We start from the raw sequence: 11,795 nt of genomic DNA on the forward strand, positions 1-11,795 counted from the left end.
TTCACGACTTCCCTTTATTTCTTCGCCAGCCAGTGGAGCGGATCGACCGGCTCAGCTCCCTCACGCAACTCAAAGTATAATGTATTTTCTCCTGTCATGCCCGTGTCTCCGGTTTCCCCAATCGACTGGCCTTCGACCACCTGCTCACCAACCTTGGCCAAAATCTTGGATGCATGGGCATACAGCGAGAAGAACCCGTTGGCATGATCCAGGATTATAACGAGTCCGTACCCTTTCAACCAGTCCGCATAAACAATGCTCCCGGGCATCACGGCATGAATCTGACTCCCCTCGGTCGTACGAATTTCGATCCCTTTGCGTTGGACATAGGTGTCAAAGGTGGGATGCTTCTGCCGCCCGAAGAACGACACCACCTGTCCTTCGGCCGGCCAGGGCAGTGCTCCTCGAACGCCACGTGGGAGCGATGCCGTCGTCGGCGGGCGCATGGCCACGGCCCGCCGACGCGATTCCAAGTCCTGCAGCAAATGATCCACCCGTGAGGCTGACCGTTCCAGCTCTTCGACCGCACGATGATAGGCATCTTTCTGATGTGTAATTTTCGTCAGATAGAGGGTTTTCTCTTTTTGAAGCACTCGAATGTCGGCAAGCTTCTTTTCGATGTTTTGCTTGAAAACCACCAGCCCATCTCGAGCGTCAGCCCGCTGGTGCTCAGCCTGCTCCATCCGTGCCATGTCGGCTCGAAAACCTCGAAGCAGCTCGTAGTCCTTCTGCGAGACAGCGGAGAGATACTGCCCGCGGCGTTGAAGATCTCCGTAGGAATCAGCGGTTAACAGCGCCTTCACATACCCGAACCGGCCTTCCATGTACTGCACGCGAAGCCGGGCCAAGATGGCCTCCCGTCGCGATTGGACACTGGTCCGCGTCACCACCAACTGTTCAGTAATCTCATTCAGCTCATGATCTTTTTGTCGCAGTTTTCTATTGATATCCTGATGATCTTGTCGATGGTGGAGCAATCGTTCATCCAAGGATTGGAGTCCTTGTAGCACGGATTCCCTCTTTTTTTCGGCAGCTTCTTCCCGCTTCCGCTTTTCTTCAATTTTGTCTTTTAGTGCTTCAAGACGCTTTCGCTCACGCTGAATTTTTTCGGCGAGGGGATCCGTGGCTGCCTCAACGGGCATGACCCACCCCCCGAGTGCCAGAAACCCGGCCAGCAGAAGGAGGGGGAGTCTCATACACGTCCTTCTCTAATGCGCAGTAGCGAGACCACACTGCCGGTAAAACCCAGTGCCATTCCAGCGAGGACCAGTGCAAGACAAGCAGAGAGTGGGAAAAATGATATCAGCCCCTCCATTTCGCTGAAACGGCTGACGAACTGCACTTGTTGCCGGAACAGTTCGAACCCGACCTTGAGAATTCCCAGGGATAAGGCGCTGCCACACGCTCCCAGCACCGCCCCCTCGAGGAAGTACGGAACACGGATGAAGGTGCCGGTGGCCCCGATCGAGCGAAGAATTTCGATCTCTTCTCGTCTGGTAAACAAAGTAAGCCTGATTGTATTCCCGATAATCGTCACCGCGGCGGCTGAGAGGAGGATCCCCACGCCGAGCGCTGCCAATTCAATATAGCCGATGAGCTCGGCCAACAGGCTGATCCATTGCTGATTATAGTCGACCTTTGCCACTCCTCCCATGGTTTGAACTTGTTCCACCCATTCTTTAATGGCCTCGGGAGAGCGAGAGTTCTGAGCCAGCGTCACGACGAATGAGGCCGGGAGAGGATTCTCGCCAAGCCCCTCGAGCAGATGAGAATCATCGGGGAATTGCGTACGGAACTCCGCCAAAGCCTGCTCCTTCGAGATATAGAGCACACTTCCTACCATGTGATCGGACTTGAGCATCAGTTCAAGCTGCAGACGCCCATCTCGAGAGAGGCGGTCCTCCAAATACACCATAACCTTGACGTCTTCCTGAAGCCATCCCGCCGCATGCTGTAGATTCACATAGAGGAGGAGAAAGATTCCAACACAGGTCAACGTAAATGCCGTGGTCAAGATGGCAACGATGGTCGTCATGCGGTTCGTCCGCATGTTGGCCCAGGCCTCGCGAACCAGATAGAAGAGCCGCCTCATACGCCGACCCGGTCAGGCATCGCCCGTTCCGGGAGGACGACGCCTTGCATCAAGCTGATCACTCGGCAATTCACTTGACGCATGACATGATGATTATGCGTCGCCACAACCACCGTGGTACCCCTGGCATTGATCAGTTTAAACAGCTCGATGATCTCACCCGTGAGTTCGGGATCAAGATTGCCCGTCGGCTCATCCGCCAACAGAACGACCGGTCCGTTCACGATCGCCCGAGCGATACACACTCGCTGTTGCTCTCCCGTGGACAGACTACTGGGGGACTGGTCACGCTTATGCTCAACGCCGACTGCTCGCAACGCTTCCGTGACCTTACGTCGAATATCTTTTTCTGAGACACCCTGCACGATTAGCGGGAGTGCCACATTGTCAAATACTGATTTCTTCGGCAGCAAGCGGAAGTCTTGAAAGACCGAGCCCACCTTCCGTCGCAGGTATGGGATCTCAGACCGTTTCAGTTTCGTGACATTCTTACCTTGAACAAAAAGCTGTCCCTCATCCGGTTGCTCCTCCCCGATCAGCATACGTAGGATCGTCGATTTTCCCGATCCACTGGGGCCCATGAGCAGCACGAACTCTCCCTTCTCGATCTCGATCATGACGTCGGAGAGCGCGGGTCTTCGGTCGTACCATTTCGAGACATGGATGAGCTGAATCATCGCGTCCACGAAGACCCCTCTCGATAGAGATGAGACCTGTCACAACTCGGTGACATCGAACGCATTGGAGATGTGTTCAATCTGCCCCGGGGCCGATGGCTTTCCTTGAACCAAGACAACATCGAATCGACAGAGCTTATCAGACCAGTGCCGCTGCGCCAGATACTGCGCGGCCAGCTTCGACAGTTTCGCCTGCTTACGGCGATCCACTGCCGACAGTGCGCCTCCAAACGCCTCAGTGCTCCTACCCTTGACCTCGACAAAGACGACGACCCCCTGATCATCTGCGACGAGGTCCAATTCACCGATTGAGAGCCGCACATTTCGGTCAAGGATACGATACCCCTTCGCGATCAAGAACTGCTCCGCCCTCATCTCGCTGACCTGGCCGAACTGGTGACGCGGATCTGCAGCGTACATGGGATTATGCCTCGGATAACGTGGGACCCGTCGGATGAACCTCCCCCATCTTCCTGGCACTCATGGCAAGTTTGACTGGAGCAAAACTTCGACGGTGGATGGAACAAGGGCCGTGGTGCGCAAGCCGTTCCAGGTGTTCCGCCGTCCCATACCCCTTGTGTGAGAGGAACCCGTACTCCGGGAACGTGTCATGATAGCGTGCCATCAACCGATCTCTCGTGACCTTGGCCACGATAGAGGCAGCAGCAATCGAGATGGATAAGGAATCTCCTTTGATGATCGGCCGTGCTGGAATGCTGACACCGGGTAGGCTCACAGCATCGATGAGCACATAATCAGGTAACGGGACCAGCTGTTCGAGAGCCCGTCGCATGGCAAGCCGGGTGGCCTCAAGAATATTCAACCGGTCGATTTCTGCAACGTCGGCCCATCCGATTCCCATTCCCACCGCTTGCTCGCGGATCGTGATGTAGAACCGTTCCCGTTCACGCTCTGACAGTTGCTTCGAATCGTTCACCCCGGCAAGCCGACTGCGTACAGGAAGGATCACTGCAGCCGCCACCACGGGTCCCGCCAATGGACCACGCCCTACTTCATCAATCCCAGCGATACGGCGATATCCACAGAGTCGGGCTGCTCGTTCAAACTCATCAGTAGGTCCCATCAATCGCTCTCTACCGACGATCCTGCCGATCGGCCAGCCATGATGGAACGCCTGCGTAGAGCTGACCTACGCCGTAACCGCTCCTTCTTCGGATACCGCAGGCTGGGCAGAAGATTTGCTCTCTCCAACAAACTCCCGCTCCTCAACTTTGGCAAACCGCCCTTTCTTGCCGCGGAGATAGTACAGCTTGGCACGTCGAACGCGCCCCTGGCGCACGACATCGATCTTCGACACAATCGGAGAGTGCACGGGGAAAATCCGCTCGACACCCACGCCGTACGAGAGTTTCCTGACCGTGAACATTTCGGTGTTCAAGCTGCCCTTACGGGCGATGACCGTCCCTTCATACACCTGAATACGTTCCTTCTCGCCTTCCACGACTTTGACATGGACACGTACGGTGTCTCCTATCTCGAAGTGCGGAACCGACTTTTTCGTCAATGATCGCTGAATTCGCTCCAACTGATTCATGTCCTCAACCCTCCTCCTCGCATAATAACGGGGCCGTCAACAGGCCTTCATTCATCAACTCATCCAACAATTGTCGATCTTCTTTCGTAAACGTCCGATCCCGCAGCAAATCAGGGCGTCTGAGATACGTGCTACGCAAGGCCTGTTTGCGACGCCACAAGCGAATGGCCTCATGATGACCAGACAACAAGACCTCCGGCACCGTGATACCGTTGATCTCCGCCGGTCTCGTGTACTGTGGATACTCTAAGAGCGACTCAGAAAATGACTCATCGACGGCAGAACTTGGATCGCCCAACACGCCAGGAACGAGCCTTGTCGTGGCATCGATCAACACTAACGCCGGCAGTTCACCTCCCGTAAGCACATAATCTCCGAGTGAAATCTCTTCAGGCGCCAGAGCGAGACGGACACGCTCATCCACACCCTCATAGTGGCCACACAGAATCACCATCCGACGAGACTCGGTCGCCAACTCTTGCGCATATAACTGTGTCAACGGGCGCCCATGAGGAGTCGGAAACAGCACCCGAATCTCTTCTCCTTGCGACTGAGCCTCTCTCCGCACTGCGGAAACCGCCTGGAGAATCGGTTCGGCTTTCATGACCATCCCCGCACCACCTCCGTACGGCATATCGTCGACGACTTTGTGGCGATCCGCTGTAAAGTCGCGCAGATTGTGCACCCGCACGGTGAGAAGTCCCTTCTCCTGGCCACGCTTGAGCATGCTCTGCGCCAAAACCGGCGCAAACATACCTGGGAACAATGTCAGGACATCGAACCGTATCATGGCTAATCACCAAGCCCGTCGATCAACCGCACCGTCATGATTCGAGCGATCAGATCAACCGCAAGCACGAATTCTTTTGCCGCCGGGATCAAGACCTCTTTACTTCCATCGCGAACAACGATCAGCGAATTGCCTGGCAATTCCCATATCGCCTCCACCGTACCAAGCAGCTCCCCTGACTCCGTCTGGACGGCGAGCCCCACCAAATCGCACTCATAGTACTGCCCCGATGGAAGCTCAGGGATAGCCCCGCGAACTGTCTGAATCAATCCCCCACGCCAAAGGCCTGCTTCTTCTGGTGTGGTGAAGGCGGACAAGCCAAGGATAAAGCTCGTTCCCGCTCGCCTCACATGGGTCACGCCGGTTTCCAGCGTCCGTCCGTTTGTGGCCAGAAGGCTGACATGCGTCAACCCCTCCAGTCGACCTGGGACATCGGAGAGGGAGCGAACCTTGACCTCTCCACGAACACCAAACGGCCGCTCGATCCGTCCCACTGTGACGGTTTCCGGTTGACTCACCATCCCACGGTCAAGCTTTTGCTGAAGCCTTCTTCTGAGTGGACTTTTCAGCCGGAGCCTTCTCCTTTGCGGACTTTTCAGCCTCAAACTGCTTCCAGACCCCCGCACGACGCAGCAATGTCCGCACGGTTACCGTCGGTTGAGCCCCTTGGTGAAGCCACGTCAGCACCCGCTCCTGCTTGAGTTCCGGCACGCCAGCTTCTTTCAGCGGGTCGAAAATTCCAAGAATTTCGATGAAGCGGCCATCGCGTGCTTTCCGCGAGTCTGCCGCCACCACCCGATACATCGGTCGTTTATGTCGTCCTGTGCGAGCGAGCCTTAAATGTACAGCCACAACAATCCTCCTTTACCCTGGTTCAAGTCTTCTGAATCGATTACCGTGCACGCAAGAGCTGAGCGAGTTGCCGACGCCCTCCCGCACCGGTCATTGCCTTTGCCAACTTCTTTGCAGACAGGAATTGCTTGATGAGCCGATTCACATCCTGCACCGTCGTACCACTTCCCCGCGCAATCCTTTTTTTTCGGCTTCCATTAATGATCGTATGATCGCGACGCTCTTTCACGGTCATCGAATCAATCACAGCGACCACCCGACTGATCTCTCGCTCGGGTTTATTGCCCTCCATCGCTTCCTTGAGCTTTTGTCCACCGGGAAGCATGCCCAAAATCTGTTCAAACGAACCCATGCGATTCATTTGTCCCAACTGGGTCCGAAAATCTTCCAGCGTAAAGGTGTTACTGGTGAGCCGTTTCTGAGCGGCCTCCGCCTGTTCCCGTGTAATGCTTTCCTGTGCTTTTTCAATGAGGGACAGCACATCCCCCATCCCAAGAATACGGGAGGCCATCCGGTCCGGATGAAACGGTTCGAGCGCATCGAGTTTTTCCCCAACCCCCAAAAACTTGATCGGCTTTCCTGTGGCAGCTCGAATCGACAAGACCGCCCCCCCGCGCGCATCTCCCTCGACCTTGGTCAGGATAATGCCGGTGAGGCCGACCCGTTGATCAAACTGTCCGGCCATAGTGACAGCGTCCTGGCCGGTCATCGCATCCGCGACTAAGAGTACCTCATGAGGGGCCACGGCAGCCTTCACCGCGGTCAATTCCCCCATCAACTCATCATCAATATGCAACCGACCGCCGGTATCCAGAATGACCAGATCAAAGCCCTGCTCTCGGCCTCGATCCACACCGGCACCGCAGATCCGGACCACATCGGCTTGTGAAGCTTGAGTCTGATCGGCACGATGTACTTCGACTCCAAGATCTCGCCCCAATGCACTCAACTGCTCACCCGCAGCAGGGCGACGCGGATCAGCCGCCACCAGCAGCACTCGCTTGCCTTGAGTCTTGAAAAGACGCGCAAGCTTTCCGCTGGCCGTCGTCTTTCCTGCACCTTGCAGTCCGACCATCATGACGATGGTCGGCGGTTGGGAGTTGAGAGCGAGTCCAACTCGATCTTGCCCCATCATCGCCCGGAGCTCATCCCAGACGACCTTGACAACCTGATGGCCTGGAGTCAGACTCTGCAGGACCTCCTGCCCAATCGCCTTTTCGCGCACACGATCGATAAACTCTTTGACGATCTTAAAATTGACGTCCGCTTCGAGGAGAGCAAATCGCACCTCCTTGAGCGCTTCAGTAATATTCTGCTCGGTAAGCACACCTTGCCCACGGAGCTTTTTCAGAACCTTTTCGAACTTCTCACTTAATGCATCAAGCATGACACCGTACCGCCGCACAAAAAGAGGCTACCGAGGCCTTGCACCAGACCTCCGATTGCCTCGAAAATCCTAGATAAAGAGCACCGGAAAGTGTATAGGACCACAGAAAGCAAGTCAAGGTCACCAGAAGTCAGTAGTTTTATTGACATGCAGAAACCCTTCAGATATGGTGCCCCTGTGAGACCGTTCGACCTCACCACTCGCCTACAGGGAAGCCGTCAACGAGGAGAAGCCACGTGCGAAAATCGCCCTGGGTCCTGATCGTGTTTGTGGTCATCGGAGGTCTACTGGGCGGGATCCTTGGCGAAATTCTCCATGTGATGGCACCTCAGGGCACCATCCAAAGTATTTTCTCAACGCATTTCATGCCCGGCATTAATCCGCCCCTGACCGTGGATCTTGTGTTGATCAAACTCGTATTGGGGTTCAGCCTCAAAATCAACATATTGAGCATCCTCGGCATGTTTGTCGGCATCTATCTGTACAAGCACGTCTAAGCAGGGTGCTAAAAAACTCCGCCAGCGGCGTTCTCACATCGCTCAGAGGCTCACCGTACCGAAGCGTACGCCTCACCTCTTCGCTCGCTGCGGCCTTGCTGGACGGCCTTTTTGAACATCCTGAATTATTGTGGTCCGAGTGTTGTACGAAACGGTCTCGCTGCATTGTTGCGAATCACCAAGCTTTCCTGCAACTTATTAATCCTTCGCATCTAACGTCTGAAGTCGCAACGCCCTGATCCGATTCCGCAACTCTGCGGCTCGTTCGAAGGCCAGCTCCTTCGCAGCCGCTTTCATCTCGATCTCCAGTCGTTGAATCAGTCGATCGGTTGACTCTGCACTTCCATATTCCGCATCGGATTCCGCCGCAAGCGGTAATTGAACGTAATCAAGGTCTGTGACCGCGTACTCAAGCGACGGAATCCCTTTCGTAATACCGACCGGCGTAATGCCGTGGATGCGATTGTACTCGGCCTGAATCCCACGACGGCGAGTCGTCTCGTCAATGGCCTGCTTCATCGAATCCGTCACACCGTCGCCATAAAAAATTACCCGCCCTTCGAGATTGCGTGCTGCCCGGCCGGCCGTTTGGATCAACGCGCGGTAGGAACGCAGGTAACCTTCCTTATCCGCATCCAGAATCGCAACGAGGCTCACCTCGGGAAGGTCCAACCCCTCTCGCAGTAAATTGATTCCGACCAAGACATCAAACGTTCCACACCGGAGATCCCGGATAATCTCAGCTCGCTCAAGCGTTTTGATGTCGGAATGGAGATAGCGAACCTTTACGCCCAAATCGTGATAGTACTCTGTCAAATCCTCCGCCATCCGCTTCGTCAGCGTTGTCACAAGCACTCTTCCCCGCTTAGCCACCTCTGCACGAACTTGGCCGAGAAGATGGTCAACTTGCCCTTTGGCCGGTACGACTTCGATATGCGGGTCCATCAGTCCGGTCGGACGAACGATCTGCTCCACGACCTCATGACCTGCATGCGTGAGCTCGTAGGTGCCGGGTGTGGCCGACACATACACGACCTGATTGAGACACTGTTCGAACTCCACAAATTTTAACGGTCGATTATCAACAGCCGACGGAAGTCTGAATCCGTACTCCACGAGAGTCCGTTTCCGTGAAAAATCCCCCTCATACATGCCTCCGACTTGAGGGATGGTCGCGTGAGACTCATCGACGATCAACAGAAACTCCTTCGGAAAGTAATCCAGCAACGTGGGGGGCGCCTGGCCCGGATTTCTTCCGCTGAGATGCCGAGAATAGTTTTCAATTCCGTGGCAATAGCCCATTGCTCGGATCATCTCAAGATCAAACTTCGTACGCTGCTCAATCCGCTGAGCCTCCAAGAGCCGTCCGGATTTTCTAAAATAGGCAACACGCTCGTCGAGTTCTTCCTCAATACCGGTAATGGCCCGCTCATAGCGATCCGGCGCAATCAGATAGTGGGTATTCGGGTAGATCGCAACCTTGGGCAGTTTTCCCAAGGACTTCCCAGTGAGCGGATCAATTTCATGAATGGCATCCACCATATCCCCGAAGAGTTCGATGCGTACGGATTTCGCTTCCGACGACGCAGGGAAAATTTCGATCACATCTCCGCGCGCCCGAAAAGTTCCACGATGAAAATCCACATCATTGCGTTCATATTGAATATCCACCAACTTCGACAAAAGCTTATCGCGCCGTGCTTCGAGACCGACCTCTAGATAAATCAGCATGTCATGGTACACCTCCGGCGACCCCAGCCCATAGATACAGGAGACGGAGGACACAATCAGAACATCATTTCGTTGTAACAGCTCTGTCGTCGCGGAGTGACGCATCTGATCAATGGCGTCATTGATCGAGGAGTCCTTGGCAATGTAGGTATCACTCTGCGGGATATAGGCTTCCGGCTGATAATAATCGTAATAACTCACAAAATACTCGACGGCGTTATGGGGGAAAAACTGTTTGAATTCCTGGTAGAGTTGTCCGGCCAGAGTTTTGTTGTGCACGAGCACCAGCGTCGGCTTCTGGACACGTTCGACAAGATTAGCCATCGTAAATGTCTTGCCTGATCCTGTGACTCCCAACAAAACCTGATGCTTGGTTCCTGCGTGGATTCCGGCCGTCAGCTTGTCGATGGCGGCAGGCTGATCTCCACAAGGCTTGAAGGGGGCATCCAGCTTAAAGGGCGGCACGACACCCTCCCGCGATGCGACGGATCGCATACCCAATCAACATCAAAACCCTCCCACCATAGCCCTCAAAAGTAAAAAGGGCTGCCGGAACCTCCGGCAGCCCCTCATCGGCAACGAAACAGATCTCGGATTAACCGCGGCCTCCGCCACCGGAACGTGGCTCTTGAGGACGCGCTTCATTGACTGTCAGGGTACGTCCACCGAGTTGCGTCCCGTTCAACGCGGTAACCGCCGCCTGCGCTTCAGCATCGGAGGACATTTCCACAAATCCAAACCCACGAGATTGCCCGGTAAACTTGTCCGTGATGATCCGGGCCGAGGCCACAGACCCATGCGCCGCAAACAAGTCACTCAGCTGCTGCTCGGTCGTTGAATACGGCAATCCACCGACATAAATCTTCGCACCCATCAGGCTCCTCCTTTGACACAAGGATGTTGTTTTGGACTCGAGAAAGCAACGAGGAAGGAATGGGCCGAAGACGTCAACACCACGGCGGCTTAGCTCTGGCTTCCGATCAGATTCCCGGACTGGCCCAACACAACATCTATCCAGGCCTCATCACTTTCTGCGCCGAGCTTGCGCAGGCCTTTCACAAGCTGACGAGTGAATCGTACCCCAGATGCAAAGGCAAAGGCAAGTTTGAAGGCAGACTCAGGTGGCCGGTTGGCTCACACTAGTAAGCTGGAGGGGAGGAAAGTGGCCGGTGCGAAAAGAGCGGAACCGCGTGGAAACTATCAAACAGCATTGTGGACTTGTCTGCCACCACAAATCCGACCTGCCCCAATCCGAACGCTTGGTCCTCAACGGATAGCACGAGCGTGCCATCCACAAATACCTCGATGAAGTCTTTACTGATGATCGTATTGCGTTGCACTCTGAGAGTATGCCAATCAACCGATTTCAGATTGACGGCCGCTTGCCCGAGAACCGTAGCGACTCCGCTGGAAAGGCGAACGAATCTGACCTGCTGAGCTGCAAGGTCCACGGTCGCACCATAGAAATTTTTCGCATCACGTGCTCCGATCACCACTCCACCTGATCCAGCAATCCCGGGGGAGGCGTACAACCGAACGCTCACATCCGGATATTCATATTGCATCCCTTCCGCCAACAACACCTGATAACAAGACTGCCGACAACTCGACGAAGCAGCGACGACATTGGGTGGGGAGGGAGCCGTGGGATGACGTTGCACAACCCACTCGGCAAGCGGCTCATCACGGAACACGGCCTGCACAAAACCATGAGGCAGCCCGCCGATCGGTTCTTGATCGAAAGCCCATTGCTGAAAGAGCCCACCCTTTGCCTGTTGTTTCAGATTAGTGGCCTTTTCCTCTTGCGTCTCCCGTTGAACACCGTAGCTCAGGGAAGGCCCCATCATAGTAAAAACCGCTCCGGCCACTAACAACAACCCCAGCGTCGCCAACACTCCCCTCCCGACATGTGATGCGCGAATGACCATCAGCGTTAACACGGCTTGCCTTACTTGAAGCTCTCAGATTTCTTGATTTGAAGAATGTCGCGCTGCAGCCGGTCCCGTTCAGCAAGGAGCGTTCGTCGCCGCTTCCAGCGATCCCAAGTCCACCACCGCAGTTTCTCACGGAACGTCACTATCGGAGGCGCCGCACTTCCGCCTGGAGCCTGCTGGAAGGAGTAGCCCTCGTGGGTATGACGCTCCTCAAAAAACCGCCGGTACAAATGGTCGTACAACCCTTTCCCCTGTTCGCCCCCAGCCATCCCGAATCTCC

At 55.1% G+C, this 11,795-nt stretch carries 15 protein-coding genes; 1 reads left to right on the forward strand and 14 read right to left on the reverse strand.

Annotation, left to right across the window (positions count from 1 at the left end):
• Nucleotides 1-14: 14 nt before the first annotated feature.
• From COMA1_RS09705 to ffh, 10 genes are all read right to left on the reverse strand, one after another.
• Complete coding sequence (locus tag COMA1_RS09705; RefSeq protein ID WP_090747572.1) at nucleotides 15-1,196, reverse strand: murein hydrolase activator EnvC family protein; 1,182 nt, start codon at nucleotides 1,194-1,196, stop codon at nucleotides 15-17.
• Nucleotides 1,193-2,092: a cell division protein FtsX gene (locus COMA1_RS09710; protein WP_090747575.1), complete on the reverse strand. Its 900-nt coding sequence runs from the start codon at nucleotides 2,090-2,092 to the stop codon at nucleotides 1,193-1,195. Before COMA1_RS09710 ends, COMA1_RS09705 begins: the two co-directional genes overlap by 4 nt.
• Complete coding sequence (gene ftsE, locus COMA1_RS09715; RefSeq protein WP_090748845.1) at nucleotides 2,089-2,769, reverse strand: cell division ATP-binding protein FtsE; 681 nt, start codon at nucleotides 2,767-2,769, stop codon at nucleotides 2,089-2,091. Before ftsE ends, COMA1_RS09710 begins: the two co-directional genes overlap by 4 nt.
• A 39-nt stretch (nucleotides 2,770-2,808) precedes the next feature.
• A complete protein-coding gene (locus COMA1_RS09720) occupies nucleotides 2,809-3,189 on the reverse strand; it encodes a YraN family protein (RefSeq protein WP_090747578.1) in 381 nt (126 codons plus the stop codon).
• Nucleotides 3,190-3,193: 4 nt separating this feature from the next.
• Nucleotides 3,194-3,853, reverse strand: coding sequence for a ribonuclease HII (locus COMA1_RS09725; RefSeq protein ID WP_090747581.1), 660 nt, complete (start codon nucleotides 3,851-3,853; stop codon nucleotides 3,194-3,196).
• Nucleotides 3,854-3,919: 66 nt separating this feature from the next.
• The gene (gene rplS / locus COMA1_RS09730; RefSeq protein ID WP_090747585.1) at nucleotides 3,920-4,324 is read right to left on the reverse strand and encodes a 50S ribosomal protein L19; all 405 of its coding nucleotides are present in this window, start codon (nucleotides 4,322-4,324) and stop codon (nucleotides 3,920-3,922) included.
• A 4-nt stretch (nucleotides 4,325-4,328) separates the two neighbouring features.
• Nucleotides 4,329-5,114: a tRNA (guanosine(37)-N1)-methyltransferase TrmD gene (gene trmD, locus COMA1_RS09735; protein ID WP_176697979.1), complete on the reverse strand. Its 786-nt coding sequence runs from the start codon at nucleotides 5,112-5,114 to the stop codon at nucleotides 4,329-4,331.
• 2 nt (nucleotides 5,115-5,116) lie between these two features.
• Nucleotides 5,117-5,635 (reverse strand): ribosome maturation factor RimM, encoded by a 519-nt coding sequence (gene rimM / locus COMA1_RS09740; RefSeq protein ID WP_090747587.1) that lies wholly within the window; start codon nucleotides 5,633-5,635, stop codon nucleotides 5,117-5,119.
• A 7-nt stretch (nucleotides 5,636-5,642) separates the two neighbouring features.
• Nucleotides 5,643-5,966, reverse strand: a complete 324-nt coding sequence (rpsP, locus tag COMA1_RS09745; protein WP_090747590.1) for a 30S ribosomal protein S16 — start codon at nucleotides 5,964-5,966, stop codon at nucleotides 5,643-5,645.
• Between the two features lie 40 nt (nucleotides 5,967-6,006).
• Nucleotides 6,007-7,353 (reverse strand): signal recognition particle protein, encoded by a 1,347-nt coding sequence (gene ffh / locus COMA1_RS09750; protein ID WP_090747594.1) that lies wholly within the window; start codon nucleotides 7,351-7,353, stop codon nucleotides 6,007-6,009.
• Nucleotides 7,354-7,589: 236 nt separating this feature from the next.
• Here ffh and COMA1_RS09755 point away from each other — a divergent pair, with 236 nt between their 5' ends.
• Complete coding sequence (locus COMA1_RS09755; protein WP_090747597.1) at nucleotides 7,590-7,850, forward strand: DUF4321 domain-containing protein; 261 nt, start codon at nucleotides 7,590-7,592, stop codon at nucleotides 7,848-7,850.
• A gap of 198 nt (nucleotides 7,851-8,048) precedes the next feature.
• Here the strand turns inward: COMA1_RS09755 and uvrB are convergent, their stop codons facing one another.
• From uvrB to COMA1_RS09780, 4 genes are all read right to left on the reverse strand, one after another.
• Nucleotides 8,049-10,076 (reverse strand): excinuclease ABC subunit UvrB, encoded by a 2,028-nt coding sequence (gene uvrB / locus COMA1_RS09760; RefSeq protein ID WP_090747600.1) that lies wholly within the window; start codon nucleotides 10,074-10,076, stop codon nucleotides 8,049-8,051.
• Between the two features lie 100 nt (nucleotides 10,077-10,176).
• Complete coding sequence (locus COMA1_RS09765) at nucleotides 10,177-10,455, reverse strand: RNA recognition motif domain-containing protein (protein WP_090747603.1); 279 nt, start codon at nucleotides 10,453-10,455, stop codon at nucleotides 10,177-10,179.
• Between the two features lie 265 nt (nucleotides 10,456-10,720).
• Nucleotides 10,721-11,521, reverse strand: a complete 801-nt coding sequence (locus COMA1_RS09775; RefSeq protein WP_141654291.1) for a hypothetical protein — start codon at nucleotides 11,519-11,521, stop codon at nucleotides 10,721-10,723.
• An 8-nt stretch (nucleotides 11,522-11,529) separates the two neighbouring features.
• Nucleotides 11,530-11,784 (reverse strand): hypothetical protein, encoded by a 255-nt coding sequence (locus tag COMA1_RS09780; RefSeq protein ID WP_090747612.1) that lies wholly within the window; start codon nucleotides 11,782-11,784, stop codon nucleotides 11,530-11,532.
• Nucleotides 11,785-11,795: the final 11 nt, after the last annotated feature.

Source organism: Candidatus Nitrospira nitrosa (assembly GCF_001458735.1).
In the GTDB taxonomy this organism is placed as follows: domain Bacteria; phylum Nitrospirota; class Nitrospiria; order Nitrospirales; family Nitrospiraceae; genus Nitrospira_D; species Nitrospira_D nitrosa.

What these genes read in the sequence shown, in the direction of transcription:
- COMA1_RS09705 (WP_090747572.1), bottom strand. Translation starts at nt 1,196, where the DNA reads ATGAGACTCCCCCTCCTTCTGCTGGCCGGGTTTCTGGCACTCGGGGGG.
- COMA1_RS09710 (WP_090747575.1), bottom strand. Translation starts at nt 2,092, where the DNA reads ATGAGGCGGCTCTTCTATCTGGTTCGCGAGGCCTGGGCCAACATGCGG.
- ftsE (WP_090748845.1), bottom strand. Translation starts at nt 2,769, where the DNA reads ATGATTCAGCTCATCCATGTCTCGAAATGGTACGACCGAAGACCCGCG.
- COMA1_RS09720 (WP_090747578.1), bottom strand. Translation starts at nt 3,189, where the DNA reads ATGTACGCTGCAGATCCGCGTCACCAGTTCGGCCAGGTCAGCGAGATG.
- COMA1_RS09725 (WP_090747581.1), bottom strand. Translation starts at nt 3,853, where the DNA reads ATGGGACCTACTGATGAGTTTGAACGAGCAGCCCGACTCTGTGGATAT.
- rplS (WP_090747585.1), bottom strand. Translation starts at nt 4,324, where the DNA reads ATGAATCAGTTGGAGCGAATTCAGCGATCATTGACGAAAAAGTCGGTT.
- trmD (WP_176697979.1), bottom strand. Translation starts at nt 5,114, where the DNA reads ATGATACGGTTCGATGTCCTGACATTGTTCCCAGGTATGTTTGCGCCG.
- rimM (WP_090747587.1), bottom strand. Translation starts at nt 5,635, where the DNA reads ATGGTGAGTCAACCGGAAACCGTCACAGTGGGACGGATCGAGCGGCCG.
- ffh (WP_090747594.1), bottom strand. Translation starts at nt 7,353, where the DNA reads ATGCTTGATGCATTAAGTGAGAAGTTCGAAAAGGTTCTGAAAAAGCTC.
- uvrB (WP_090747600.1), bottom strand. Translation starts at nt 10,076, where the DNA reads ATGCGATCCGTCGCATCGCGGGAGGGTGTCGTGCCGCCCTTTAAGCTG.
- COMA1_RS09765 (WP_090747603.1), bottom strand. Translation starts at nt 10,455, where the DNA reads ATGGGTGCGAAGATTTATGTCGGTGGATTGCCGTATTCAACGACCGAG.
- COMA1_RS09780 (WP_090747612.1), bottom strand. Translation starts at nt 11,784, where the DNA reads ATGGCTGGGGGCGAACAGGGGAAAGGGTTGTACGACCATTTGTACCGG.